At 62.8% G+C, this 26,580-nt stretch carries 25 protein-coding genes; 17 read left to right on the top strand and 8 right to left on the bottom strand.

The window, feature by feature from the left end:
• Window positions 1-67: 67 nt before the first annotated feature.
• The 4 genes from ACTJJN_RS20465 to ACTJJN_RS20450 all read right to left on the bottom strand — a co-directional run bounded on the left by ACTJJN_RS20465 (window position 68) and on the right by ACTJJN_RS20450 (window position 7,593).
• Window positions 68-4,594, bottom strand: a complete 4,527-nt coding sequence (locus ACTJJN_RS20465; RefSeq protein ID WP_440781562.1) for a hemagglutinin repeat-containing protein — start codon at window positions 4,592-4,594, stop codon at window positions 68-70.
• A gap of 27 nt (window positions 4,595-4,621) precedes the next feature.
• On the bottom strand, window positions 4,622-6,304 hold the full coding sequence (locus ACTJJN_RS20460; protein WP_440781561.1) for a ShlB/FhaC/HecB family hemolysin secretion/activation protein: 1,683 nt from the start codon (window positions 6,302-6,304) through the stop codon (window positions 4,622-4,624).
• Between the two features lie 160 nt (window positions 6,305-6,464).
• The gene (locus tag ACTJJN_RS20455; protein WP_003252119.1) at window positions 6,465-7,019 is read right to left on the bottom strand and encodes a L,D-transpeptidase family protein; all 555 of its coding nucleotides are present in this window, start codon (window positions 7,017-7,019) and stop codon (window positions 6,465-6,467) included.
• A 22-nt stretch (window positions 7,020-7,041) separates the two neighbouring features.
• The gene (locus ACTJJN_RS20450) at window positions 7,042-7,593 is read right to left on the bottom strand and encodes an NUDIX hydrolase (protein WP_003252122.1); all 552 of its coding nucleotides are present in this window, start codon (window positions 7,591-7,593) and stop codon (window positions 7,042-7,044) included.
• Window positions 7,594-7,716: 123 nt separating this feature from the next.
• Here ACTJJN_RS20450 and ACTJJN_RS20445 point away from each other — a divergent pair, with 123 nt between their 5' ends.
• The 5 genes from ACTJJN_RS20445 (at window position 7,717) to purT (ending at window position 10,881) form a co-directional block, all read left to right on the top strand.
• Entirely contained in the window at window positions 7,717-8,316 is a 600-nt protein-coding gene (locus ACTJJN_RS20445; RefSeq protein ID WP_003252125.1) for a CoA pyrophosphatase, read from the top strand.
• A gap of 44 nt (window positions 8,317-8,360) precedes the next feature.
• Window positions 8,361-8,885 carry a gamma carbonic anhydrase family protein gene (locus ACTJJN_RS20440; RefSeq protein ID WP_003252127.1) on the top strand — a complete coding sequence of 175 codons (525 nt, stop codon included), beginning with the start codon at window positions 8,361-8,363 and terminating at the stop codon, window positions 8,883-8,885.
• Window positions 8,875-9,078 (top strand): DUF1289 domain-containing protein, encoded by a 204-nt coding sequence (locus tag ACTJJN_RS20435; RefSeq protein ID WP_121784017.1) that lies wholly within the window; start codon window positions 8,875-8,877, stop codon window positions 9,076-9,078. Before ACTJJN_RS20440 ends, ACTJJN_RS20435 begins: the two co-directional genes overlap by 11 nt.
• Before the next feature lie 77 nt (window positions 9,079-9,155).
• Complete coding sequence (locus tag ACTJJN_RS20430; RefSeq protein ID WP_003252131.1) at window positions 9,156-9,623, top strand: VUT family protein; 468 nt, start codon at window positions 9,156-9,158, stop codon at window positions 9,621-9,623.
• A 76-nt stretch (window positions 9,624-9,699) separates the two neighbouring features.
• Window positions 9,700-10,881 carry a formate-dependent phosphoribosylglycinamide formyltransferase gene (gene purT / locus ACTJJN_RS20425; RefSeq protein WP_012053590.1) on the top strand — a complete coding sequence of 394 codons (1,182 nt, stop codon included), beginning with the start codon at window positions 9,700-9,702 and terminating at the stop codon, window positions 10,879-10,881.
• 111 nt (window positions 10,882-10,992) lie between these two features.
• Here purT and ACTJJN_RS20420 read toward each other — a convergent pair whose 3' ends face one another.
• From ACTJJN_RS20420 to ACTJJN_RS20410, 3 genes are all read right to left on the bottom strand, one after another.
• Window positions 10,993-12,294, bottom strand: coding sequence for an MFS transporter (locus ACTJJN_RS20420; protein WP_014754323.1), 1,302 nt, complete (start codon window positions 12,292-12,294; stop codon window positions 10,993-10,995).
• A 270-nt stretch (window positions 12,295-12,564) separates the two neighbouring features.
• Entirely contained in the window at window positions 12,565-13,770 is a 1,206-nt protein-coding gene (locus ACTJJN_RS20415) for a transporter associated domain-containing protein (RefSeq protein WP_014754322.1), read from the bottom strand.
• 9 nt (window positions 13,771-13,779) lie between these two features.
• Entirely contained in the window at window positions 13,780-14,589 is an 810-nt protein-coding gene (locus ACTJJN_RS20410) for a cytochrome C assembly family protein (RefSeq protein WP_003252138.1), read from the bottom strand.
• A gap of 312 nt (window positions 14,590-14,901) precedes the next feature.
• Between ACTJJN_RS20410 and ffh the strand changes: the two genes are divergently transcribed.
• The 6 genes from ffh (at window position 14,902) to ACTJJN_RS20380 (ending at window position 18,981) form a co-directional block, all read left to right on the top strand.
• Window positions 14,902-16,278 carry a signal recognition particle protein gene (ffh, locus tag ACTJJN_RS20405; protein WP_003252139.1) on the top strand — a complete coding sequence of 459 codons (1,377 nt, stop codon included), beginning with the start codon at window positions 14,902-14,904 and terminating at the stop codon, window positions 16,276-16,278.
• 258 nt (window positions 16,279-16,536) lie between these two features.
• Window positions 16,537-16,788, top strand: a complete 252-nt coding sequence (gene rpsP / locus ACTJJN_RS20400; RefSeq protein WP_003252142.1) for a 30S ribosomal protein S16 — start codon at window positions 16,537-16,539, stop codon at window positions 16,786-16,788.
• Between the two features lie 5 nt (window positions 16,789-16,793).
• Window positions 16,794-17,330 carry a ribosome maturation factor RimM gene (gene rimM / locus ACTJJN_RS20395; RefSeq protein ID WP_012053586.1) on the top strand — a complete coding sequence of 179 codons (537 nt, stop codon included), beginning with the start codon at window positions 16,794-16,796 and terminating at the stop codon, window positions 17,328-17,330.
• Between the two features lie 3 nt (window positions 17,331-17,333).
• On the top strand, window positions 17,334-18,086 hold the full coding sequence (trmD, locus tag ACTJJN_RS20390; protein WP_003252146.1) for a tRNA (guanosine(37)-N1)-methyltransferase TrmD: 753 nt from the start codon (window positions 17,334-17,336) through the stop codon (window positions 18,084-18,086).
• Window positions 18,087-18,128: 42 nt separating this feature from the next.
• Window positions 18,129-18,479, top strand: a complete 351-nt coding sequence (gene rplS, locus ACTJJN_RS20385) for a 50S ribosomal protein L19 (protein WP_003252148.1) — start codon at window positions 18,129-18,131, stop codon at window positions 18,477-18,479.
• A gap of 94 nt (window positions 18,480-18,573) precedes the next feature.
• Window positions 18,574-18,981: an acyl-CoA thioesterase gene (locus tag ACTJJN_RS20380; protein ID WP_003252150.1), complete on the top strand. Its 408-nt coding sequence runs from the start codon at window positions 18,574-18,576 to the stop codon at window positions 18,979-18,981.
• 3 nt (window positions 18,982-18,984) lie between these two features.
• On the opposite strand, the gene ACTJJN_RS20375 is transcribed toward ACTJJN_RS20380, so the two are convergent.
• Window positions 18,985-20,790, bottom strand: coding sequence for a cation:proton antiporter (locus ACTJJN_RS20375; RefSeq protein ID WP_004575448.1), 1,806 nt, complete (start codon window positions 20,788-20,790; stop codon window positions 18,985-18,987).
• Window positions 20,791-20,858: 68 nt separating this feature from the next.
• Between ACTJJN_RS20375 and xerD the strand changes: the two genes are divergently transcribed.
• The 6 genes from xerD to ACTJJN_RS20345 all read left to right on the top strand — a co-directional run bounded on the left by xerD (window position 20,859) and on the right by ACTJJN_RS20345 (window position 26,419).
• On the top strand, window positions 20,859-21,755 hold the full coding sequence (gene xerD, locus ACTJJN_RS20370) for a site-specific tyrosine recombinase XerD (protein WP_003252154.1): 897 nt from the start codon (window positions 20,859-20,861) through the stop codon (window positions 21,753-21,755).
• A gap of 153 nt (window positions 21,756-21,908) precedes the next feature.
• Window positions 21,909-22,652, top strand: coding sequence for a thioredoxin fold domain-containing protein (locus ACTJJN_RS20365; RefSeq protein WP_003252155.1), 744 nt, complete (start codon window positions 21,909-21,911; stop codon window positions 22,650-22,652).
• Between the two features lie 83 nt (window positions 22,653-22,735).
• A complete protein-coding gene (locus tag ACTJJN_RS20360) occupies window positions 22,736-24,040 on the top strand; it encodes a homoserine dehydrogenase (protein ID WP_003252157.1) in 1,305 nt (434 codons plus the stop codon).
• A gap of 59 nt (window positions 24,041-24,099) precedes the next feature.
• On the top strand, window positions 24,100-25,509 hold the full coding sequence (gene thrC / locus ACTJJN_RS20355) for a threonine synthase (RefSeq protein WP_003252159.1): 1,410 nt from the start codon (window positions 24,100-24,102) through the stop codon (window positions 25,507-25,509).
• A 130-nt stretch (window positions 25,510-25,639) separates the two neighbouring features.
• On the top strand, window positions 25,640-26,059 hold the full coding sequence (locus ACTJJN_RS20350; protein ID WP_088513352.1) for a response regulator: 420 nt from the start codon (window positions 25,640-25,642) through the stop codon (window positions 26,057-26,059).
• Between the two features lie 78 nt (window positions 26,060-26,137).
• Window positions 26,138-26,419 (top strand): DUF3509 domain-containing protein, encoded by a 282-nt coding sequence (locus ACTJJN_RS20345; protein WP_003252163.1) that lies wholly within the window; start codon window positions 26,138-26,140, stop codon window positions 26,417-26,419.
• Window positions 26,420-26,580 lie beyond the last annotated feature (161 nt).

Here is a 26,580-nt window from a genome sequence, read left to right as displayed (position 1 = left end):
GCCTGGGTATCAGCAGCAGGGCACAAGATTTCTGATGCCCCCAAATTGCCAGGGCCGCGATTGCGTCTTAGTGCTTCTTCCCTTGCATGCTCGAAGCCCATTGCTCGCTGCGACTATGCCCACTGGTTCTCAACACACCCAGGTCCAGCGCATTTTCCCCATCCGCCGCCATTTTGCTTTTGGCTATCTCGGCGATTGCCGTGCCCAGATCCACCGGTGAGTTGGACGCATCGAGCGACAGGTCTCGGCGATAGTCATTGCCGCTTAGCGTTTTCTGGGTGACCGAGTTGGCGTCGAGCCTCACGTCGCCTTTGGCCGACTGCAAGCGTGCCCCTACCAGATGAGCGTTGCCACCGACCTGCAGGTCGATGCCGTCGCTGCTTTTAAGCGTGGTCTGACGCGCCACGTTGTCGCGCTGTGCATGCGACACGTCGAGGCTGACGGTCGGCGAGAACCCTGGGTCTGCCTTGCTCAGGGCAGAACCGGCCGTTTTCTCGACCTTGCCTCCCAGCGGGCCAGCCACCGATTTGGCCGCGTTGACATAGCCCTGCGGGTTTTTCTCCTGGCTCAGCCTGACATCACCCTTCACGCTCAGGGTGTTGACGTTGTCCTTGAGGCTGGCGATGCGCAGGTCACCGTCGATTGTGCCGCCAATGTGCTTTGCATCCAGGGTGGCACTCTCGATACGGGTATCGCCGCGGCTTTGCAGGTCGATGCGCTCGGCGCGCAGGTCACTGGTATTCCAGGTGAGGTTGTCGCGCTTGTCGAGCTCTACCTTGAGCCGGCCATGCAGGCCGCGGGTGTCCAACGCGCCCTTGGCCATGTTGAAACCGGCGCCGGCCGAGATGTCGAGGTTGTCGCGTCGCTCCTGGCTGGAAGAGGCTTCAACCAGCATGCCGCCATTCGAGGCGTCGAGGGTGATCTGTTCGGCCGAGGCCTGCAGGCCTTGCAGGTGCAGGGCGATGTCCTCGCGGGCGCTGCTGGTCAGGGTCAGTGTGCCGTTGCTGGCAAACTGGGCATCGACCGCCTGACGTGCATGTTCGTCCTGCTTGCCGTGGCTGAAGTGGCCGCCTATGGCTCCCCCCTGGGTCTGGCCAGCCTTGGCCGCCAGCTCCATGCCGCCACCCAGGTTGGCACCTGTGGCCTGCTGGGTGTTGCTGGCCGCCTTGACCTGCAACTGGCCGCCGCTTAGCACCCGTATGTCGCCGGCCTTGGCCTCGCGGTTGCCAATGCGGGTGCCTTCGAGCAACAGGTCGCCTGTGCTGGTCAGTTGAACTTCGCCCTTGGCGTCGATTTGTGCCACTTGTGCCTTGCTCTGCGTGCTCAGCTTCTGGCCATGGTCCAGATAGCCCCGGCCATCGACGCCGGTGCTGCCCGGGCGGTTGCCGACTTTGGCCCAGGCATTGCCATCGAGCTGGCGTGACTGCTGTTCGGCCTGGTCGGTCGCCTGGGGTAGGGCCAACGACCCTGCACTGTGCATGACCACGCTGCCTTCACCGCCATCGATGCGGGCCCCTTCGTAGCGGCCATCGCTGCCCAGCTGTACCTGGATACCCTGTTGCCCGTAAAGGCTGCCGGGCACGGCGGTGCTGGCGATATCCTTTTTATCCAGCGACCCTCCTTTGCCGGCGGCGCGTACATTCAGGTCCTCGCCGGTGCTGGTGTCCAGGCGCGCGTCGCCACCATAGGCCAGGCGTTGAACGGTGGTTTCCTGGGTATTTTCGGCGGCGCTCACCTGGTGCTGCTGCGCCTCGATTTTCAGCGAGCCGGCATTGGCCCGCCAGGCGGTGCCCTGGTCGGCCAGTGTGTCAGCCTTGACCTCGACCTTTGCTGCGGACAACTCGCTGACCTGAGCAATGCCACGGCGCTGGTTTTCCAGGCGCTTGAGGTGTTCGACCGTCATGTCGGCCCCCACGCTGGGAGGCGCCATGGCGTCTTCGGGCGAAGCTTGCTGGAAGCGTGCGGCTTCCTCACCCAGCACCAGGCGTTCGATAGGGCGGGTCAGGTCGCGGTATTCGATACTGGCGCCCAGGCTACCCGACCAGTCGTCACGGCTTTGTTCATGTTCATGGGTATCCTGCACTGCACGGTTGTCGATGCGTTTGGCGGTCACCTGCAGGGTGTTGCCGGCCTCGACGTGCGCGGCCTCGGTGAGCAGTGCATCACTGCGCAATTTCAGATCGCCGCTGGCCTGCAACTCGCTGCGCTGTACCTTGCTTTCGCGTTCGGCTTGCACCTCGCGGTTGTGATGGCCTTCGAACAAACTGCCCAGGCGGTCGATGCCACCGGTTACCGTCAGCCCGCCACCACTTTCGGTGGTGCTGGTGACTACGTCACGGTCGTTGCGGGTCGCCCCCAGTGTCACTTCCCGCGCCTGCACATCGAGGTCGCCGGCAGTGGCCTGGACCTTGCTGCCGTTGACCTGCAGGTGCGCGCTGCTGCTCATGCCCACCGAGGCACCCTTGAGCTCACTGGCAACCTGGCTGGTCGCGCGCTGCTTGCTGGTGGTGGTCACGACCTCATACGCCACGCCAGCCGCGTATTGGCGAGACTCGGGCTTGCCATCCTCGGCTTCCTGGGTCTGTCTGGCGCTGGCCGTGAAACCCCGTTGTTGGTGGCGGGTTTCGCGTTCATCGACCGATTGCGCACTGCCAATCAGCAGGTCGCCTTTGGCTTCGACTTGCAGATGCTTGCCCGCTTCGACCTTGGCGCCCTGGATGCGCATCTCTTCGGCGCTGGCCAGGCGCAGGTTGCTGGTCGAGCTGACGTCGCTGACCAGTACCTGCTGTTTGCGGTCCGTGCTTTCGTGCGTGCTGCCGATCAGGCCGAACAGCTTACTGTCACTGGTGCGCTGGGTGGAGGTCGTGCTGCCATGGTCCGCCGCGATGGCCAGCGAACCGTTCTCGCTGTAGAGCACCGCGTCCTTTTTACCGAACACGGTACTGCCTTTGATGGCGACCTGGTCGGCTCTGACTGTGAGCTCGCCATCGCTGGTTATGGTGCTGCCCGCGACGACCTGGCCCTCGGTGTCGTTACCTTTACGGTCACCAAAAAATGTGCCGGACACCAGGTCGCCTCGGTAGTCGCGTTGGGTACCGTGTTCCTGCAAGGTGGTGGTGCCGATGTCGGCCTGTTTTGCCTGGATAGCCAGATCGCCGCGGCTGTGCAGGCTGCTGCCCTGCACGTTGAGGTTGTCGCTCGCCTTTATCGACATGTGCCCGGCGCTCAGGGTACTGCCCTTAGCGGTTTCCTTGAGCTGGTCGCTATCGCTGTCACCGCGCCATAAATCCTTGCGATGACGCACCTGCTGTTCGGTGCGTTTGCTGTCGATGCCGGCGAGGATGTCCAGACCGGCACCGCTGTCGACCGTCAGCGCGTTACCGGCGTCCACCTTCGCTGCGGTCATGCGCATGTCGTCGCCGGACTGCAACAGCACGCTGTCAGTGCCCAGCAATTGACTGCCCTGTTGCTGCTGGTGGGTGGTGGTGGTTTTGCTGTTGTAGGTTTCGCGGGTGACGAACCAGAACTTCTTGTTCCAGCTGTCACTGTCGTGCTTGATGTGCTCGATTGTCTTGGCGTCCAGTGTGAGTTTCTTGCCCGCCCTTGCTTCGATTCGCGGGGCCTGACCGTCGACCGTTTCAAGCATCAGGTCATCGGCAGCGGTGATTTTCAGCACGCCGCGCTCGCTGCGCAGCTCGGTCGGGCGGTCGCCACTGCCGCTGACATGCAGGCCCCCGGCCGAGCTGATGTCGACCCCCTCGGCGCCCAGAATCTGCGAGGCCCCCACACGCACACCCGCGCCTTCGGCGGTACTTACCACACGGATACGCCCGGCGCGCATGGCGCCGAACAGGCTGGCATCAATGCTCGACGAGGGGCTGGGCAGGTGTTCGACCACCTCGCCGCTGCGGCTGTCGATACGGTTGCGACCGACGGTGATGTCGAGCGTTTCGCTGGCCATGAGCAGGCCTTTGCTGTCCACGCGTGGTGCGATCAGTTCGAGTGCGCCACCGGCATTGCCCTGGCCATGCTCCAGTACCTGCAGGGTGCCACTGGCCGTGAGCGTATCGAGGTATCTGAGCTGTTGCTCCTCGAATTGCGGGGTGCCCACCACGAAGCCTGCGCGGGTGGTGTTGATGAAACTGCCGCCATTGAGGGTGATGCCATTGGGGTTGGCCAGTATGTAGTCGGCCGGGCGCCCGAAGATTTCCTGCGGCCCCTCGATCAGCGAGGCGTTGCGGCTGACCACTTCGTTAAGAATGGTCGAGGCGGCCTGGCCCTGGAACTGCGGGTTGGCCGCCAGGGCACCGGCCAGTTGCGATTGCCCGGCTGCGGTGGCGTTGTTCAGCACCAGGCCAGGGGTGGCCACGTTGTAGTCGATGAACTGGTTGTGTGACAGCCCCTTGGCGTTGGGCGGCACGATGTCGATGACCGGCACCCCGTGGCCGTCGTGGATGACCGGGGTTCCCCCGGGGCCGCTGGCTGCTTCCAGCCCGGTCTGAGCCAGTGCGGCGCTGGGCCCGAACACAGCGAAGAAGATTGCCCAGCGCAAGGTATCCGGGCGAACAGGCGGTAACTGCGAGAGTGTTTGCATTTTCTCGTTCTCTTTGTTGTGGGTGAATCAGATGTTCAGGGTCCAGTCCAGCACCCAGAAGCCGGGCTCCAGCAGTGGGCGGGGCAGGTCACTGGTGTACAAGGCGCGTTGGTAGTCCAGGCGCAGGCGGCTGCCGGGCAGGCTCAGCTCCAACCCTGCGGCGGCCCCGGCCAGGCGCTGTGACGGTTTGCCTTCGGCGGTGCGAACCCAGCCCTGGTCCAGGCCGATGTAGGGGCGTATCTCGAAGGGGTGGGCCCAGGTCAGTGGCAGCGCTTGGCTGAACGTATTGCGCCAGACGGCGCTGCTGGCACCGGAGTAAGTGTGCAGACGGAAGCCGCGGACAGCCGAATCGTCGCTGACCAGCAGTTGTTCGACGGCAGGCAACAGGTCGCGGCTGTACTGCAGGGCCAGCTCGCTCTGCCAGCGCCAAGGGTTGGGTGCCGGGCCCTGACGCAGGTGCAGCAGGTTGGCGCGGTATTTGCGAAAGTCCGGGCGCAGGCGTTGAGCACCCAGGGGCGAGCGGTCGGCACCCAATGCGTCAATGCCTTGGGCAACGCCGAAGTAACCGTTCCACAGGCCACTTTCGAGCCACAGCAGGTTGAGGCCGGCCTCTACCGTGGCCAGCGTCGGGCTCTGCTGGACGATAACTGCGCCAGCGCTGCGGTTGATCAGCTGCTTGCGGTCCAGCCGGGCGCTGGCGCTGAGCATGCCTTGCTGGTTGCGCCACAACACCCGCTCGACACTCAGGCCCTGATAGCTGCTGCTGCCGTCGGCAGCCTTGTCGCTGTAGGGGAGTGGGGCTTGATAGCTTAGCTGGCTGGCGCTGAGGGCAAAGGTCCAGGCGCCGTAGGGGATGCTGTAGTACAACGATATCCCTTGGCTTTGGCCGGGCGTATCGAGCACCGTGCGGGTCCACGACAGGCGCAGCTCATCATTGAGGCCAAGCGGGCTGTCCAGGCCAATGCCGAGGTTGACGCGGTGGCGGCCCGTCAGCTCGCTGCCCCGGTTGTCGAAGCGGCTGTCCAGGTGCCAGCGTGAAGCAACCTTGCCCGGCTGCACGACCACGCGGGTGCCGCCTTGCAGTTCGCCGGGCAGCAAGGTGGCGCCCAGTTCATAGGCGCGAAGGCGGTTGAGCTGGTCCAGGCCTTGCTCAAGGTCGGGCAGGTACAGTGGCTGCCCGAGCAGGCCTGGGAAGGCACTGGAGAGGGACAGGGGCAGGTCGGGACCTGCCAGTTCGATGGTTTCGACAAAGCCTTCGACAATGACGATGTCCAACGGCATGCCTTGTTCTGGGGGCTGTCGCAGGTAGGGTCGGCTGGTTGGGTAGCCGGCTTGTACATAACGTTGGGTGATGGCTTTGAGCAGCCGATTGATGTCGGCGATGCCCATGCAGGCAGGCGTGAGCGCACGGAGGGTGGGCGCCAGTGCCGAGCTCGAAAGCCGGTGCATGCCCGCCACGCGCACGCCATCGACTGCCCAGCAGTGATCGTCGTGCGGGCGGAGGGAAGTGCTGTTGGTCGGTTCAGCCGGGACGGGTATACGCTGCCAGCGTTCCAGCCGCTGCTGTTGCTCCAGCTGCCGCAGCCCATACTGTTGATCACGCAGCTGCTGGCTGGCAGGGTCGTCGGCCAGTACCTGGGGAGCGGACAGTAAGCCGGAAAGGCAACCGGCCGACAGCCAATGGGCGATGCGGTGAATCAGGCACGGCATTGAAGCACCCCGCAAATGATGTACGGTTTTCGTACTCGTCTGCGTGGATGCTAGAAATTAAGCCACTCGTATGGATGCAGTACCCTGCCTAAGCACCTGTCAGGCAAATTCGCGCTAAGTGGTGGGAAGGTTCCTACAACTTTTGCCGGAAGGCTCTATATCAAGGGCGGATCTCGATCAGCGTTCCATCCCGAACCAGGTCCCACACTTCCTGCATGTCGCGGTTGCGCATGGCAATGCAACCATCCGTCCAGTCCAAGGTATGGAAGTACCACTCCGGGTATTCATCATTGATCGGCGTGCCGTGAATCATGATCATGCTGCCGGCACTCACCCCTGCCCGGGTCGCGCGGGCGGCATCGCTGATGTTCGGGTAGTTGATGTGCATGGCCAGGTTGAAGCGGTCGCTCTGCTTGCGCCAGTCCAGCCAGTACAAGCCCTCGGGGGTTTTCTTGTCGCCTTCGCGTTCCTTGGCGCCCTTGGGCTGCTTACCCAGCGAGATGCGGTAGGTTTTCAGCGGCTCGCCACGGCTGATCAACTGCAGGCGGCGCTCGGACTTGATCACCAGTACCTTGTCGATCAACGGTTGCATGGCTTGCTGCGAAGGCGATGGGGTTTGCGCTGCCGGCGCGGGCTTGCGGATGATGGTTTCGGTGAAGGCCGCCTGGGACACCGAGGTAACGCAAAGGCAGAAGAGGGCAAGCAACCAGCGCATGTAACAGTATCCCTGAAGGCGTTTAGGTGTGTGGCGAAACGTTCATCGGCGGCAGGTATTCATGGCCTATGGGGTAGTGCTGGCCGATGCGGTCGCGATAGTAGCATTCTAGTGTGCGAGTGACGGTGCGGAAAGCCAGCGCGTTCCACGGTATCTCATGTTCTTCGAACAGGCGCACCTCCAGGCTTTCGGCACCCACGGCAAAGTCCAGGTCCGCCAACTCGGCGCGGAAGAACACATGCACCTGGTTGATGTGCGGCAGATCGAATAGCTGGTACAGGGACGTCGGCCCGACCCGGGCGCAGGCTTCCTCGACGGTTTCGCGACGCGCGGCCTGGTCGAGGGTTTCGCCGTTTTCCATGAAACCGGCGGGCAGGGTCCAGAAACCCCGGCGCGGTTCGATGGCGCGGCGACACAGCAACACCTGGCTGCCCCAGGTCGGCAATACGCCGGCCACGATGTTGGGGTTCTGGTAGTGGATGGTCTGGCAAGAGCCGCAGACATACCGCAGGCGGCTGTCGCCCTCGGGGATCTGCTGAGTGACCGGTTGGCCGCACGCGCTGCAGAATTTCATGTGTGGTTCCTTATGTTCAAGGCTATCTTGGCGCGGCCACCGTGCCGCCGCAAGCGCTGGGGCTTGGGTGCTTCGCGGCTTTGGTGCATGATGCAACACAGGACCTGGATACGAGCGTGCGCAATGCTGGACGAGCTACTTCGCCGAATGAGCAACCACCAACCCGCGTCATTGGAAACCGACAGGCGGTTCCCCGAAGCGGCGGTCCTCTTGCCCATTACCCGCAGCGAAGCGCCCGAACTGGTTTTGACCCTGCGCGCCAAGGGCCTGTCTACCCACGGTGGTGAAGTCGCCTTTCCCGGTGGCCGCCGCGACCCGGAAGACCCGGACCTGGTCTTTACTGCCCTGCGCGAGGCTGAAGAAGAAATCGGCCTGCCCCCTGGCCTGGTGGAGGTGATTGGCCCGCTCAGCCCGCTGATTTCGCTACATGGCCTGAAAGTGACGCCATTCGTCGGGCTTATCCCGGACTTCGTCGAGTATCGCGCCAATGATGCCGAGATCGCGGCAGTATTCACCGTGCCGCTGGAATTCTTCCGCCAGGACCCGCGTGACCATACCCACCGTATCGATTACCAGGGGCGTAGCTGGTATGTGCCAAGTTACCGCTATGGTGAATACAAGATCTGGGGGTTGTCGGCGATCATGATCGTCGAGCTGGTCAACCTGCTGTTCGATGCCGGTATCAGCCTGCATCAACCCCCGGAGCGTTACATCGAAAATTGAGCGGGGCCTACCCCGCCGTCTGCGTCGCAGCCTGAGGAACAAGCATGAAATATCGCCTGGGCGACCTGCGGGTCGAGAGCCACCCCACCAGTTGGGCCGCACCCAACGCCACGCTCATTGGCAACGTGCGCCTGCAAGCCAATGCCAGTGTGTGGTTTGGCGCGGTGTTGCGCGGTGATAACGAGCTGATCGACATTGGCGAAGGCAGCAACGTGCAGGATGGCACGGTGATGCACACTGACATGGGCTCGCCACTGACGTTGGGCAAGGGCGTGACCGTGGGCCACAATGCCATGTTGCATGGCTGCACGGTGGGCGACTTCAGCCTGGTCGGTATCAACGCAGTGATCCTCAATGGCGCACGCATCGGCAAGCACTGCATCATCGGCGCCAACGCACTGATTGCCGAGGGCAAGGAAATCCCGGACGGTTCGCTGGTGATGGGCTCGCCGGGCAAGGTGGTACGCGAGCTGACCGAGCAGCAGAAACGCATGCTGGAAGCGAGTGCCGCACATTACGTGCATAATGCCCAGCGTTATGCGCAAGCGTTGGTGGTTGATGATGAGTGATGTAGCAGAGCGGCCGGTGGCATCGCCGTGCGTGAGCATTTGCGCGCTGGACGAGCAGGATATCTGCACCGGCTGCCAGCGTACCGTGGCCGAGATTGGCCGCTGGGGGCGGATGGACAACGACCAGCGCCGGGCGGTGCTCAAGCGTTGCCATGAACGGGCAGTAGAAGCCGGCCTCATCTTGCAGGCCTGACGCGAACCCTGTAGGAGCGGGTTTACCCGCGAACGGCCCAGCGGTAATCTGTACGGCTTGCCCACAGACAGCCCGCCATGTTCTATCTGATTGCCTATATCAGCAGCGTAGTGCTGATCAACTACGCCTTCTCCAGTGCCCCGCATCTGGACATCATCTGGTCCGCCTGGGGCGGCCTGGTGTTCATCCTGCGCGACATGGTGCAAACCCGCTTCGGTCACGGCGCGCTGGTGGCCATGCTGGCGGCGCTGGTGTTGTCCTATGTCACCTCGGAGCCGGCCATCGCCCTGGCCAGCGCCACTGCGTTCTTCATTTCCGAGCTGATCGACTGGCTGGTGTTCAGCATCACCCGTCGGCCGCTGCGCGACCGCCTGTGGCTCAGTTCGGCGCTGAGCATCCCGGTGGATACCTTCATTTTCTTCGGCATGATCGGCGCTTTGACCCCGGCAGTCATCGGCACCGCGATGGCCTCGAAGTTCGCCGGTGTAACCGCGGTGTGGCTGGCCATGGCATTTCGCGCCCGGCGGGCCGCCGTGGCCGGTTGATGGTGTAGAATAGCGGTCCTTTTTCAGCGGGTGGCGCCTAGCCTGGCGCGGCCCCGGATGCCTTCGAGGACCTGAAATGACCCGTATCGGAACCCCATTGTCGCCCACCGCGACCCGTGTACTGCTCTGCGGCTGTGGCGAGCTGGGCAAGGAAGTGGTAATCGAGCTGCAGCGCCTGGGCGTCGAAGTAATCGCCGTCGACCGTTACGCCAATGCTCCGGCAATGCAGGTGGCGCACCGCAGCCATGTGGTCAACATGCTCGATGGCGTTGCCCTGCGCGCGGTGATCGAAGCCGAGAAGCCGCACTACATCGTTCCGGAAATCGAAGCCATCGCCACCGCCACCCTGGTCGAGCTGGAAAACGAAGGCTTCACCGTGGTGCCCACTGCCCGCGCCACCCAGTTGACCATGAATCGCGAAGGCATCCGCCGCCTGGCTGCCGAAGAGCTGGACCTGCCAACCTCGCCGTACCACTTCGCTGACACCTATGAAGACTACGCCAAGGCCGTAGCCGACCTGGGTTACCCGTGCGTGGTCAAACCGGTGATGAGCTCGTCGGGCAAGGGCCAGAGCTTGCTGCGCAGCGATGCTGACCTGCAGGCGTCGTGGGACTATGCCCAGGAAGGCGGCCGCGCTGGCAAGGGCCGGGTGATTGTCGAAGGTTTCATCGACTTCGAATATGAAATCACCCTGCTGACCGTGCGCCACGTGGGCGGTACCACCTTCCTTGAACCTGTCGGGCACCGTCAGGAGAAGGGCGATTACCAAGAGTCCTGGCAGCCACAGGCCATGAGCCCGAAGGCGCTGGCCGAATCGCAGCGCGTGGCCAAGGCGGTCACCGATGCCCTCGGCGGTCGCGGCCTGTTTGGTGTGGAGCTGTTCGTGAAGGGCGACCAGGTGTGGTTCAGCGAAGTGTCGCCGCGCCCGCATGACACCGGTCTGGTCACCCTGATTTCCCAGGACCTGTCGCAATTCGCCCTGCATGCCCGCGCCATTCTCGGCCTGCCGATTCCGGTGGTGCGTCAGTTCGGCCCGTCGGCCTCGGCAGTGATCTTGCCCGAAGGCCAGTCCCAACAGACCAGCTTCGCCAACCTGGGCGCAGCGCTGAGCGAGCCGGATACCGCCATTCGCCTGTTCGGCAAGCCGGAAATCAACGGTACCCGCCGCATGGGCGTGTGCCTGGCGCGTGACGAATCGGTCGAACTGGCGCGGGCCAAGGCGACCCGTGCTTCGCAGGCGGTCAAGGTCGAGTTCTGATCCGAGAGTGCTGGGGCTGCTTTGCAGCCCTGTCGNGTAAGCCTGGAAGCTGCGTTATTCCTGTGGGAGCGGCCTTGTGTCGCGATAGGGCCGCAAAGCGGCCCCAGTGGCTTACAGCGTGGTATTGCGCGTCTCTTTCAGGCACAGCACGGCAATCAGGCTGATCACTGCCGCCGCCGACACATAACCGCCCACCCAGCTCAACCCTCCCATGCTCACCAGCTTCTGGGCAAAGAACGGTGCCGCCGAGGCGCCAACGATGCCGCCCAGGTTATACGCCGCCGAGGCACCGGTATAACGCACGTGGGTCGGGAACAGCTCTGGCAGCAGTGCCCCCATCGGCGCAAAGGTCACGCCCATCAGGAACAGCTCGATGGCCAGGAACAGCGCCACCCCCGCAGTCGATCCCGAGGTCAGCAGTGGCTCCATGGTAAAGCCCGAAGCTATCGCCAGCAGGCCGCCGACGATCAGTACCGGCTTACGCCCGTAACGGTCACTGAGCCAGGCCGACAACGGTGTGGCCAGTGCCATGAACACCACCGCGAAGCACAGCAGGCCAAGGAACGTTTCGCGGCTGTAGCCCAGTGTGGTCACGCCGTAGCTCAGCGAGAACACCGTGGAAATGTAGAACAGTGCATAGCACACCACCATGGCCGCAGCGCCCAGCAGGGTTGGCAGCCAGTATTTCGAGAACAGGTCGACCACCGGCATTTTCACCCGCTCGTGGCGGGCAACGGCCTTGGCGAACACCGGGCTCTCTTCGAGCTTCAGGCGCACGTACAGGCCTACCAGTACCAGTGCGGCGCTGAGCAGGAACGGAATGCGCCAGCCCCACTCACGGAACTGCTCGTCGCTGAGCACCAGGGCCAGGGTCAGGAACAGGCCGTTGGCCGCCAGGAAGCCGATTGACGGCCCCAGCTGCGGGAACATGCCGAACCAGGCCCGTTTGCCTTCCGGCGCGTTTTCGGTAGCCAGCAGGGCCGCGCCACCCCATTCGCCGCCCAGGCCCAGGCCTTGGCCAAAACGCAGCAGGCAGAGAATGATCGGCGCCCACACGCCAATGCTGTCGTAGCCCGGCAGCACGCCAATGGCGGTGGTGGATACGCCCATCAGCAGCAGCGAGGCGACCAGCGTCGACTTGCGGCCAATGCGGTCGCCGAAGTGGCCGAACAACGCCGAGCCCAGTGGCCGGGCGAGGAAGGCGATACCGAAGGTGAGGAAGGCGGCCAGCATTTGCGCGGTGCCCGACCCGGACGGGAAGAACACCGGGCCGATCACTAAGGCTGCGGCGGTGGCGTAGACGTAGAAATCATAGAACTCGATGGCGGTGCCGATGAAGCTGGCAGTGGCGACCCGCGCAGGCGAGTTGACGGGTGTGGCAGGCGCTTGGGCGTAAGTGCTGCTGCTTGTCATTGAATAGGTCCCTGACAGTCTGGTCCGGCTCCATGGGCTTGGCCCGCAGTGGCGTGCCCTGTAAAAGGCACGGTGACGCGGACGCCGGAGCGTTTTGTTGTGTGCGCCCGACTGACGATGGCCCAAGGGGGGTAGGGGCGGGGGGCGGGTACTGTTCGGGGGTGTTGACGCAGGACCGCAGGGCGTATCAGTGGAGCGGACTGGCCGTGGAGCGCCGGGTGCGGGTAGCAGGCGTGACGGCAGGGCTGGGTAAGCGTGACCCGAGTATAGCTATCGGGTCACGGTCCACACCAGTACCTTGCTGGCGCAATTGTCCTCTGTTTCGAGGATTTCCAGGCGATAGCGGCCTATCTTCAGGCAAACAGCGCTTTCCGGGATGCTTTCCAGCGCTTCGGTGACCAGCCCGTTGAGGGTTTTCGGCCCGCCGTCGCAGGGCAGGTGCCAGCTCAGGGTGCGGTTGATTTCGCGTAACGAAGCGGTGCCATCGATGACGAAGGTGCCATCGGGTTGCGGATGCACATGTGGGTTTTCCAGGCTTTGCTCGTCCTCGAACTCGCCGACGATCTCTTCGAGAATGTCTTCCAGGGTGACGATACCCAGTACTTCGCCGTACTCGTCCACCACCACGCCCAAGCGGCGTTGCTGCTTGTGGAAGTTCAACAACTGCATTTGCAGGGGCGTGCTTTCCGGTACGAAATAGGGTTCGTAGCAGGCGCTGTGCAGCGCTTCCAGGGTCAGCTCGGCCTTGGGCAGCAGGTGGCTGATCAGCTTGGTGTTGAGGATCGCTTCGACCTGGTTGATGTCGTTGTGGTAGACCGGCAGGCGGGTGTGGCGGCTGACGATCAACTGCTCGATGATGCGTTCGATCGGCTCGTCGAGGTTGATGCCATCCACTTCGTTGCGCGGCACCAGGATGTCGTTGACGGTGATCTTGTCCAGCGACTGCAAGCCGTCGAGCAGGCCATGGCGAGGCGCTTCGTGCGGTTCATCCTCATCGAAGTCGTCGGCATCCTGCGTGTGCAGGGCCACAGCGGTGGGCTGTGCGCGGAACGGGCGCAGCATGAGCTTGGCGGCGCCGTCCAGCAGGCAGGCCAGTGGCTGCAGCAGTGCGAGAGGCACTTTCAGCAGGCTGGCGCCAAGGCTCACAAACGCCTGCGGGTTACGCCGGGCCAGGCGCCGCGGCAGGTATTCGGCAAACACCAGTAAGGCGAGGGTCGCCGCCAGGCCTGCCAGCCAGAAGCCGTGCTCGCCGCTCTGGCGCTGGCCCATCAGGCAGGCCAGCCCCAGCACCAGTAGCTTGCCCAGGCTGGCGCACAGCACCAAGGCCTGGGCCGGCAGCACGGGATGGCCGTCTTCGCCGGCGCGCAGTGCGCCATTGAGCTGTAGGCGGGCTGCATCCACGGCGGTGAACAGTGCTGACCACAAAAGGGCCAGTGCCAGAGTGCCGAATAGCGGTGCGTACGGCAGGGTGTCCATGGGCGGCCGTCAGATATGCAAGATGAATTCGCGAACCAGCTTGCTGCCGAAATAGGCCAGCATCAGCAGGCAGAAACCGGCCAGCGTCCAGCGGATGGCCATGTGGCCCCGCCAACCCAGGCGGGTGCGTCCCCACAGCAGCACGCTGAACACCACCCAGGCGACACAGGCCAGCAAGGTCTTGTGCGCCAGGTGCTGGGCAAACAGGTTGTCGAGGAACAGCCAGCCGGAGATCAGCGACAGCGACAACAGGCACCAACCGGCCCAGAGGAAGCCGAACAGTAGGCTTTCCATGGTTTGCAGTGGCGGGAAGTTGCGGATCAGCCCGGACGGGTGCTTGTTCTTCAGCTGGCGGTCCTGCAGCAGCAACAGCAGCGACTGGAACACCGCGATGGTGAACAGCCCGTAGGCCAGGATCGACAACAGGATATGCGCAAGGATGCCCGGTTCTTCATTGATCAGCGGCACCGTACCGGGGGGCGCGAACTGCGCCAGCAGTGCCGTTACCGCGCCCAGCGGGAACAGCAGCACCAGCAGGTTTTCTACCGGTATGCGCAGGCAGGCCAGCAATGTCAGGGTAATGACTGCCACGGCGATTAGGCTGGCGGCGCTGAAGAAGTCCAGGCTCAGCCCCAGCGGGGTGATCAGCTGGAAGAACAGTGCGCCGGCCTGGGCCAGCACCGCGAAGGCACCCAGCAGGCCAAGCAGGCGCTTGTCGGCCTTGCGGCCCTGGGCCAGGTGAGAGCCCTGGTAGATGGCCGCTGCTATATATAGGCCGGCGGCGATCAGGTTGGGAATGAGGCTGGGAGAGGAGACCATAAGTCCTGGTTGGCGAGCCTTTAAAGAGACGGAGTTTGGCATAGATTCTGCCGCTCTAGGAAGACTGAAGGGTTGTGTCAGGGCATTCGCGGGCACGCCCGCTCCCACCGGTACGGCCCAGGCCTGCAAGCCGTGAAGATCCTGCGGGAGCGGGCGCGCCCGCGAAGAGGCCAGCACAGCCACCGAATATCTACCAAGGTGTGCGTCGCCGCTGCACTTCGCTATAATCGCCGCCTTGCTGTGCCCGGCGGGTGTGTATTTCCCCCCTGGCACCTGACAAACCTCGGCTTTACTGGGCCTGAAAGGATCACCATGTTCGAAAACCTGACCGACCGCCTGTCACAGACGCTGCGCCATGTCACCGGCAAGGCCAAGCTGACCGAAGACAACATCAAGGACACGCTGCGCGAAGTGCGCATGGCGCTGCTCGAGGCCGACGTTGCCCTGCCGGTCGTCAAGGATTTCGTCAACAGCGTCAAGGATCGTGCGGTCGGTACCGAGGTGTCGCGCAGCCTGACCCCGGGCCAGGCCTTCGTGAAGATCGTCCAGGCCGAGCTGGAAAGCCTGATGGGCGCGGCCAACGAAGACCTCGCACTGAACGCCGCCCCGCCTGCTGTCGTGCTGATGGCGGGCCTGCAGGGCGCCGGTAAGACCACCACCGCCGGCAAGCTGGCGCGCTTTCTTAAAGAGCGCAAGAAAAAGAGCGTGATGGTGGTGTCTGCCGACGTCTATCGTCCGGCGGCGATCAAGCAGTTGGAAACACTGGCCAACGATATCGGCGTCACCTTCTTCCCGTCCGATATCAGCCAGAAGCCGGTGGCCATCGCCGAAGCCGCCATCCGTGAAGCCAAGCTGAAGTTCATCGACGTGGTCATCGTCGACACCGCGGGCCGTCTGCACATCGACGCCGACATGATGGACGAGATCAAGGCGCTGCACGCTGCCGTCAAACCGATCGAGACGCTGTTCGTGGTCGACGCCATGACCGGCCAGGACGCTGCCAACACCGCCAAGGCCTTTGGCGAGGCGCTGCCGCTGACCGGTGTGGTGCTGACCAAGGTCGACGGTGACGCCCGCGGCGGTGCTGCGCTGTCGGTACGTGCAATCACCGGCAAACCGATCAAGTTCATCGGTATGGGTGAGAAGACCGAGGCCCTCGAGCCGTTCCACCCCGACCGCGTCGCTTCGCGCATCCTCGGCATGGGCGACGTGCTCAGTCTGATCGAGCAGGCTGAGCAGACCATCGACAAGGCCAAGGCCGACAAGCTGGCCAAGAAGCTGAAGAAAGGCAAGGGCTTCGACCTCGAAGACTTCCGTGACCAGCTGCAGCAAATGAAGAACATGGGCGGCCTCGGCGGCCTGATGGACAAGCTGCCAAGCATCGGCGGGGTCAACCTGTCACAAATGGGCAACGCCCAGGGCGCGGCCGAAAAGCAGTTCAAGCAGATGGAAGCGATCATCAACTCCATGACCCCGGCCGAGCGCCGCGACCCTGACCTGATCAGCGGTTCGCGCAAGCGCCGTATTGCGTTGGGTTCCGGTACCCAGGTGCAGGACATCGGTCGGCTGATCAAGCAGCACAAGCAGATGCAGAAGATGATGAAGAAGTTTTCTGCCAAAGGCGGCATGGCCAAGATGATGCGCGGCCTCGGTGGGATGCTGCCAGGTGGCGGCATGCCAAAGCTGTAACCCCTGATTCGGGTGCCTGCCTTTTGTCGGGCAAGCGCCCAGAACCCCCGCTGTAGCGGGGCAACAGCCGCGAATTTCGCGGCGCAACCGGCAAATCTGGACGGCAGGGCGAGGCCTTGCCGAAAAAGTCATTTGCAAATGTCCGTGTATTCCCCGAGAATATGCGGCCTTTTGGGCACCCGTGTGCCTATTTGGCATTCAGATTTGCAGTACAGCTGCTGTATCAACTGCAGCACCGACTATAGGAACGATGTTCACATGGTAACCATTCGTCTGGCCCGTGGCGGCTCGAAAAAGCGCCCATTCTACCACCTGACCGTGACCAACTCGCGTAACGCCCGTGACGGCCGTTTCGTTGAGCGCGTAGGTTTCTTCAACCCAATCGCTGCTGGCGCCGAAGTTAAGCTGTCGGTCAACCAAGAGCGCGTCACCTACTGGCTGAGCCAGGGTGCACAGCCGTCTGAGCGTGTTGCTCAGCTGCTGAAGGAAGCTGCCAAGGCCGCTGCCTGAATAGTATGAACGCGACGCCAGAAAAGGCTGACGACCTCATCGTCGTTGGCAAGATTTTTTCGGTTCACGGCGTTCGCGGCGAGGTGAAGGTGTATTCCTTTACCGATCCGATTGAAAACCTGTTGGATTATCCACGCTGGACGCTTCGGCACGAAGGCAAGGTAAAGCAGGTCGAGCTGGTCAGCGGTCGTGGCTCCCAAAAGGGCCTGGTCGTGAAGCTGAAAGGTCTCGACGATCGCGATGAAGCCCGTCTTCTGAGCGGTTACGAAATCTGCATCCCGCGGAGCCTTTTGCCCAACCTGGCTGCCGACGAGTACTACTGGTACCAGTTGGTAGGTCTGAAGGTTATCAACCAGGACGAACAACTGTTCGGCAAGGTCGATCACATGTTGGAGACCGGTGCGAACGATGTAATGGTGGTCAAGCCCTGCGCAGGCAGCCTGGATGATCGCGAGCGTCTGTTGCCCTATACGGAGCAATGTGTGCTGGCAATCGACCTCGAAGCAGGCGTGATGCGGGTCGAATGGGACGCGGACTTCTAAACGATGGGTAACCTTCGCGTAGACGTCATCACGTTGTTCCCCGAGATGTTCTCGGCCATCACGGAGTACGGCATTACCAGCCGCGCGGTGAAACAAGGGTTGCTTCAGGTGACTTGCTGGAACCCGCGGGACTACACCACAGATCGTCACCACACGGTAGATGATCGGCCGTTTGGCGGTGGTCCGGGCATGGTGATGAAAATCAAGCCTCTGGAAGACGCCTTGGTTAGCGCCAGGCAGGCGACCGGAGCAGCGGCGAAGGTGATCTACCTTTCGCCACAAGGCCGCAAGCTGACTCAGCAGGCGGTCAAAGGCCTGGCCGAACAGGAATCGTTGATCCTGATCGCCGGTCGTTATGAAGGCATCGACGAGCGCTTTATCGAGGCTCATGTCGATGAGGAGTGGTCGATTGGCGACTATGTGCTTTCCGGTGGCGAGCTGCCGGCCATGGTACTGATCGATGCGGTTACGCGACTGCTGCCCGGAGCTTTAGGGCATGTGGACTCGGCGGAAGAAGATTCCTTCACCGACGGTCTGCTCGATTGCCCGCACTACACCCGGCCTGAGGTGTATGCGGATCAGCGTGTTCCCGACGTGTTGCTAAGTGGCAACCATGCACATATCCGGCGTTGGAGGATGAAGCAGTCCCTTGGTAGGACCTTCGAACGACGCGCCGATCTTCTGGAAAGTCGCTCGCTTTCTGGAGAAGAGAAGAAGCTGCTCGAGGAATATCTCCGCGAGCGGGACGATAGTTAAACGTATCGATGGTGGATCGCGTATCCATCTTAGGAGCACAGCATGACCAACAAGATCATCCAGCAGCTCGAAGCCGAGCAGATGAGCAAGGAAATCCCGACCTTCGCACCAGGCGACACCGTTGTCGTTCAGGTTAAAGTGAAGGAAGGTGAGCGTTCCCGTCTGCAGGCGTTCGAAGGCGTCGTTATCGCCAAGCGTAACCGCGGTCTGAACAGCGCCTTCACCGTGCGCAAGATCTCCAGCGGCGTTGGCGTAGAGCGTACCTTCCAGACCTACAGCCCGCAAATCGACAGCCTGGCCGTGAAACGTCGTGGTGACGTGCGTAAAGCCAAGCTGTACTACCTGCGCGACCTGTCCGGCAAAGCCGCTCGCATCAAGGAAAAACTGTCCTGAGTGCAGTTTGCCCGGTGGCCGAGGCCGCCTAGCGAGAAAAAAGCAGCCTTCGGGCTGCTTTTTTGCGTTTTGAAACCCCAAGAATGTGATTGCCATGACGACCCGAGACCAGGAAATCCAGCGCCGCACCGAACTGTCGGTTACCCGCGTGACCAAGGCGGTGTTCCCCAATACCACCAACCACCACAACACCCTGTTCGGCGGCACCGCCCTGGCCTGGATGGACGAAGTGTCGTTCATCGCTGCCACGCGTTTCTGCCGCCTGCCGCTGGTGACCGTGTCTACCGACCGTATCGATTTCAAGCACCCGATTCCGGCGGGCTCGATCGTCGAGCTGGTGGGTACGGTGATCAAGGTCGGCAATACCAGCTTGCAGGTGCAGGTGGATGTGTTTGTCGAGAACATGTACCTGGATGGCCGTGATCGGGCAATCCATGGGGTGTTCAGCTTCGTCGCCATTGACGAGGACAAGCGCCCGGTGCCCGTGCTACCAGGCACCTGAGCATTACGGTTGCGCTGCTGGCTCGATCAATGCCACCAAGGTCCAGCCCGGTTGTGGCTGCAACGGGTTATCAGGGCTGGCTACATGGACCCAGCCATGGCCATCGCGCGCGAACAGCAAGTTTGCCCGTTCGCCATGCAGTGCCTGGTAGGCATCCCAGCCAAAGCCTTCGGTCAGGTTGGTGCTATACAGCTCGGCGCCTTGATGCAGACGGTTGGCCAGTTGCAGGTAGGTCATCGGCTTAGCCCCCAATAGATGCCCACGGTGTTCTTCGGCCGCCCGATGCTTGTCGCTACGTTGTTTCTCCAGGCCACTGGCTAGCACGAACAGCCGGCTGTGGCCGAAATCATGACGGAACCTGGCGCAGGCCAGGGCATTGATTTCGCCGGCGGGAGAGAGGCCCAGCAAGTGCCCGAGGCCGACCAGGTCCAGATGGGCGTCGGCATGCTGCGAGGCCGGGTTGCCAAAGTAGGTCGTGAGCCCGTCCATGCGTGCGGCGCGGATGTTTTCCCAACTGGAGTCCGTCAGCAAAACCCGGCAGCCCAATTGTTGAAGGGCTTTGGCGATAGCCCGGGCCGGTTCGTTGGCACCGACGATGAGAAACCCGCTGGGTGCCGGTTCGGCGACCTTGAGCAAGCGTGCCAGCGGCCTGGCCGTGGCGCTTTGCAGTACCACCGTGCCAATGATTACCGCGAAGGTCAACGGTACCAGCAGCAAGGCATCCTGGTGGCCGGCCTGGTGCAGACGGATGGCAAAAATAGCGGAAACGGCCGCAGCAACGATGCCGCGTGGCGCAATCCAGGCCAGCAGCGCGCGCTCCCGCCAGTTGAGTGTCGAGCCCAGTGTGGCCAGCCAAACATTGAGCGGACGTGCCAGCAGCTGGATCACCAGCAACAATGCCAGCACAGCAGGGCCAAGGCCCAGCAGGGCATGCAGGTCAAGGCGTGCAGCCAGCAGGATGAACAGGCCGGAGATCAGCAGCACACTGAGGTTTTCCTTGAAGTGCAGGATTTGCCGCACATCAACCCCGCGCATGTTGGCCAGCCACATGCCCATCACGGTCACCGCCAGCAGCCCGGACTCGTGCACGATCTGGTTGGCGGCGATGAAAATGCCCAGTACCGCCGCCAAAGACGCGAGATTGTGCAGATATTCTGGTAGCCACTGTTCGCGCATGATTTGCCCCAGTACCCAGCCCCCTGCCGCGCCCAGGGCGGTACCGCAGAAGATCACACCGGCAAAAGTGATAAGGCTCTGGCTCAGGCCGTTACCCTCGGCGCTGGCGATGATGAAGCTGTATACCACCACGGCGAGCAGTGCGCCGATGGGGTCGATCATGATCCCTTCCCAGCGCAGGATGTTCGCGATCGCAGACTTTGGCCGCACCACGCGCAGCATCGGCACGATCACCGTGGGGCCGGTCACCAGCGTCAGGGTGCCGAAAAGAATCGCCAGCGGCCAGTCGAACCCGAGCAGCCAGTGGGTTGCCAGTGCAATCACCAGCCAGGTGACCAGTGCACCCACCGTGACCAGGCGATGCACCACGCTGCCGATCTCGCGCCACTGCGACAGGTGCAGGGTCAGGCTGCCTTCGAACAGGATCAGCGCCACCGCCAGCGACACCAGCGGCATCAGCAATGGACCGAACAGCGCCTCGGGGTCGAGCCATCCCAGCGCCGGGCCGGCAAGGATCCCGGCCAACAACAGAAACAGAATCGCCGGCAGCTTCAGGCGCCAGGCCAGCCACTGGCAGGCGAGCGCTGCTGCGCCGATGCCGCCCACACTCAGAAGGATCTGCTGTTCGCTCATGCGGGCTCCCTATGCCGACGTTGTTATGAAAGACTAAGCGCCATTTCGTCGTTTGCCACCGAGATTTCATGCCCGCCCTCGACCACCCCCTGATCGACCAGTTCCTTGACGCCCTATGGCTGGAAAAAGGCCTGTCCGACAACACCCGCGTGTCCTACCGCAGCGACCTGGCCCTGTTCAATGGCTGGCTGCAGGAGCATTCGGTATCGCTGCCAGACGCCGGCCGCGACCTGATCCTCGATCACCTGGCCTGGCGCCTGGATCAGGGCTACAAGCCACGTTCCACGGCGCGTTTCCTCTCCGGCCTGCGCGGCTTTTTCCGTTACCTGCTGCGGGAAAAGCTGGTGGCCATCGACCCGACCCTGCAGGTCGACATGCCGCAATTGGGCAAGCCGCTACCCAAGTCGCTGTCCGAAGCCGACGTCGAAGCCCTGTTGCAGGCTCCGGACCTGGGCGAAGCCATTGGCCAACGCGACCGTGCCATGCTCGAAGTGCTCTACGCGTGCGGCCTTCGGGTTACCGAACTGGTCAGCCTGACCCTCGACCAGGTCAACCTGCGCCAGGGTGTGCTGCGGGTGATGGGCAAGGGCAGCAAGGAGCGCCTGGTGCCCATGGGTGAAGAGGCGGTGGTGTGGTTGGAGCGCTACCAGCGCGATGGTCGCGCCGAACTGCTCAATGGCCGACCCAGCGACGTGCTGTTCCCCAGTCAGCGCGGCGAGCAGATGACGCGCCAGACCTTCTGGCACCGTATCAAACACCACGCACGGGTTGCCGGCATCGACAAGCCGCTGTCGCCGCACACCCTGCGGCATGCCTTCGCCACCCACCTGCTCAACCACGGTGCCGACTTGCGGGTGGTGCAGATGCTGCTGGGCCACAGTGACCTGTCGACCACGCAGATCTATACCCACGTCGCCAAGGCCCGCCTGCAGCAGTTGCACGCCCAGCACCACCCGCGTGGATGAATGTTTTTCATGTTCCGCCGACCGGTCCTTGCGACCCCCTTCACTGGCAGCGTGATGTGGTAGGCTTGAGCGGTTTGCACCAAGGGCCGCACGGTCACCGCGTTTTTTCCGCAGGTGGCGCCCTCCGGCCCCTGTCCGCCTTCAGGAGTTCCCATGCGCGTGACCCAGTTTTTCGCCGCCGCCGCGTTGGCGCTGGCCAGTACCTTTGCCGTTGCCGCGGCAACCGATAGCAACGCCGGTGCCGAGCAGGCCATCCGTAAATCGTTGCAGAACCTCGAGTTGGAAGTGCCCGTGGAAAGCGTGGCCAGCAGCCCGCTCAACGGCCTGTATGAAGTCAAGCTGCAGGGCGGCCGCGTGCTGTACGCCAGCGCTGACGGCCAATTCGTGATGCAGGGCTACCTGTTCCAGATCCAGGACGGCAAGCCGGTCAACCTCACCGAAAAAACCGAACGCCAAGGTATCGCCAAGCTCATCAACGGCATTCCAGCCGCCGAGATGGTGGTTTATCCTGCCAAAGGCGAGACCAAGTCGCACATCACCGTGTTCACCGACACTACCTGCCCGTACTGCCACAAACTGCACGCCGAAGTGCCTGAGTTGAACCGTCGCGGTATCGAAGTGCGCTATGTCGCCTTCCCGCGTCAGGGCCTCGGTTCGGCGGGTGACCAGCAGTTGCAGGCGGTGTGGTGCTCCAGCGACCGCCGTGGGGCGATGGACAAAATGGTCGAAGGTGAAGAAATCAAGGCCGCCAAGTGCACCAACCCGGTCAGCAAGCAGTTCCAGCTGGGTCAGTCGATCGGTGTCAACGGCACGCCGGCCATTGTTCTTGAAAGCGGCCAAGTCATTCCGGGCTACCAGCCGGCACCGCAGGTCGCCAAGCTGGCACTTGCCAAGTAATCCAGTTCAGTACGCCGTCGTCATGGGGTGACGGCAAGTTTCACGGTCGGCAAACGTGTCGGCCGTTCAATGGGGAGTTCACAGTGAAACCGGTCAAAGTAGGCATCTGTGGGTTGGGGACCGTCGGTGGCGGAACCTTCAATGTACTTCAGCGCAACGCCGAGGAGATTGCCCGCCGTGCCGGGCGCGGTATTGAAGTGGCACAGATCGCCATGCGCTCGCAGAACCCGAACTGCCAGATTACCGGTACCCCCATTACCGCTGACGTGTTCGAAGTTGCAAGCAACCCGGAGATCGACATTGTCATCGAGCTGATCGGTGGCTATACCATCGCCCGCGACCTGGTGCTGAAGGCCATCGAAAACGGCAAGCACGTGGTCACTGCCAACAAGGCGCTGATTGCCGTGCACGGCAACGAAATCTTCGCCAAAGCTCGCGAGAAGGGCGTGATTGTCGCTTTCGAGGCGGCCGTAGCCGGTGGCATCCCGGTGATCAAGGCCATCCGCGAAGGCCTGTCGGCCAACCGCATCAACTGGCTGGCTGGCATCATCAACGGCACTGGCAACTTCATCCTCACCGAAATGCGTGAGAAGGGCCGTGCCTTCCCGGACGTGCTGGCCGAAGCTCAAGCGCTGGGCTACGCCGAAGCCGACCCGACCTTTGACGTAGAAGGCATTGACGCTGCGCACAAGCTGACGATCCTGGCGTCCATCGCGTTCGGTATCCCGCTGCAGTTCGACAAGGCCTACACCGAAGGTATCACCCAGCTGACAACGGCAGACGTGAACTACGCCGAGGCGTTGGGCTACCGCATCAAGCACCTGGGCGTGGCGCGTCGCACCGCCGAAGGTATCGAGCTGCGCGTGCACCCGACGCTGATCCCGGCCGACCGTCTGATCGCCAACGTCAACGGCGTGATGAACGCTGTCATGGTCAACGGTGATGCTGCCGGCTCCACCCTGTACTACGGTGCCGGCGCGGGTATGGAGCCTACCGCTTCGTCAGTGGTCGGCGACCTGGTCGACGTGGTCCGTGCCATGACCTCCGACCCGGAAAACCGTGTGCCGCACCTGGCCTTCCAGCCAGACTCGCTGTCGGCCCACCCGATCCTGCCGATCGAAGCCTGCGAAAGCGCCTACTACCTGCGTATCCAGGCCAAGGATCACCCGGGCGTACTGGCCCAGGTCGCCAGCATCCTCTCGGAGCGCGGTATCAACATCGAGTCGATCATGCAGAAGGAAGCCGAGGAACAGGATGGCCTGGTGCCAATGATCCTGGTGACCCATGGCGTGGTCGAGCAGCGTATCAATGACGCCATCGTCGCCCTGGAAGCCCTGCAGGACGTGGTCGGCAAGGTTGTGCGCATTCGCGTCGAGCAGCTCAACTAACAAATATTGCCGATGGGCCGCCCGCGCGGCCCCGGCCCCAGCATCGAAGGTTTGCACCCATGCGCTATATCAGTACCCGCGGCCAGGCACCGGCCCTGAATTTCGAAGACGTGCTGCTGGCTGGCCTGGCCAGCGACGGCGGCCTCTACGTGCCGGAAAACCTGCCACGCTTCACTCAGGAAGAAATCGCCTCGTGGGCCGGCTTGCCCTACCACGAGCTGGCCTTCCGCGTGATGCGTCCGTTCGTCGAGGGCAGCATCGCCGACGCCGATTTCAAGAAGATCCTCGAAGAAACCTACGGCGAGTTCGCCCACGCTGCGGTCGCCCCGTTGCGTCAGCTGAACAGCAACGAGTGGGTGCTGGAGCTGTTCCACGGCCCGACCCTGGCGTTCAAGGACTTTGCCCTGCAGTTGCTCGGTCGCCTGCTTGACCATGTGCTGGCCAAGCGCAACGAGCGCGTGGTCATCATCGGTGCCACCAGCGGTGATACCGGTTCCGCTGCAATCGAAGGCTGCCGCCGTTGCGACAACGTCGACATCTTCATCCTGCACCCGCACCAGCGTGTATCGGAAGTGCAGCGCCGCCAGATGACTACCATCTTTGGCGACAACATCCACAACATCGCCATCGAAGGCAACTTCGACGACTGCCAGGAAATGGTCAAGGCCAGTTTCGCCGACCAGTCGTTCCTCAAGGGCACCCGCCTGGTCGCCGTCAACTCGATCAACTGGGCGCGGATCATGGCCCAGATCGTCTACTACTTCCATGCAGCCCTGCAGCTGGGTGGCCCGGCGCGCTCGGTGGCGTTCTCGGTACCGACCGGCAACTTCGGCGACATCTTCGCCGGCTACCTGGCGCGCAACATGGGCCTGCCGGTCAGCCAATTGATCGTCGCCACCAACCGCAACGACATCCTGCACCGCTTCATGAGCGGCAACCAGTACGTCAAGGAAACCCTGCACGCGACCCTGTCGCCGTCGATGGACATCATGGTCTCGTCCAACTTCGAGCGCCTGCTGTTCGACCTGCATGGCCGCAACGGTGGTGCGATTGCCGAGCTGATGGCCAACTTCAAGCAAGGTGGCGGCTTCAGCGTCGAGCAAGACCGCTGGACCGAAGCCCGCAAACTGTTCGACTCGCTGGCTGTCAGCGACGAGCAAACCTGCGAGACCATCGCAGAAGTGTTCGCCGCCACCGGTGAAGTGCTCGACCCGCATACCGCAATCGGCGTGAAGGCTGCCCGCGAGTGCCGCCGCAGCCTGGACACGCCAATGGTGGTGCTGGGTACCGCGCACCCGGTCAAGTTCCCGGACGCGGTGGAGAAGGCCGGTGTGGGCAAGGCGCTGGAGCTACCCGCGCACCTCAGCGACCTGTTCAGCCGTGAAGAGCGTTGCACGGTCCTGGCCAATGACCTGAAGGCTGTACAGGGCTTTGTCAGCCAGCATGGCAACCGCGGCAAGCCGCTGTAATTGCATGGCGTTTGGGGCTGCAGCGCAGCCCCAACGTCTCAGCCTTTTCCCTCCGGTCTATCAGAAACATCCTATTCGGCCTGCCGAGCGCCAAGCATAAATTAGCCGGTCCTCCCATCAGGAGCGGCTCATGCACCAGCCCTATGTGTTGATTCACCAGGCTCGCCCATCCCACCAGATCCTCTTGCACCAGGCCCTCAATGGCCAAGGCGTCTTCAACGTGCGCATCAGCGAAAGCGTCGCTGACCTCGACGCCTGCCTCTGCGCTGAGCGTCGCCCTGACTTGCTGATCCTTGACCACGCCATGCCAGCCCGGGCCGGCCTTGCTTTGCTCGCCCAGCAGCGACGAGTGCGCGCATTGCTGTTCGTCGGCCGGCCTGCCCCAACGCGTCAAAACCTTGCCCAGGAGGCCAGAAAATGTGGCATGTGGGTGCTCGACGAGTTGCCCTGGCCGCTGTCGATGCCACGCCTGCAGCACGCCTTGCAAACACTGCAGGTGCGCCCAGGGTCGCGTATTCAAACTGTCATGCCAGCCCCGCATGCTCACTGAAGCGGGCGCGCTTGACGAACTTTCTGCGGCGCCTGCTGGTCAGTTACTTTAGGTCCCACCACGCAGCGAGTGATCCGGATGGAAAGAATCTGCAGCCTGCTCAACGAAGCCCTGACGCCCTATCAAACCCACCTCGGCATCGCCGATCCCAGTGGTAATCGTCAACTGACCGTTCACGACCCTCTCTCAGGTATTACCTTGCGGCGCACGGTCAGCGAGCGCCAATTGCAGGAGCAACGCCTGCTGATCGACCTTGTGGACGGCTTGCACCGAGACCTGCAGATAGCTGAGGGGCGGTTGCAGCCTTGTGTGATCGCGGCATTGCAGCATCGCCAACAACCGCAGGGAACCTTTGCCTGAGTGGCCTATCAGACAGTGTAGGGCAGCCAGCCAGTGCTTTGCTCCGGCGCCGGCAAGGCTGTCACGGGAAGTCCTCAAGGGCTTTCGCTTGGCCCCGGGCGTCTTCCCCAGCGCCTGGGGTTTCTTTTTCTGGGCAGGCACGTATCCCTCGGCTGCTCCTG

The sequence above is a fragment of the Pseudomonas sp. 22515 genome (assembly GCF_052044625.1).
GTDB lineage: Bacteria > Pseudomonadota > Gammaproteobacteria > Pseudomonadales > Pseudomonadaceae > Aquipseudomonas > Aquipseudomonas alloputida.
This window is presented reverse-complemented; position numbering and strand designations above follow the sequence as displayed.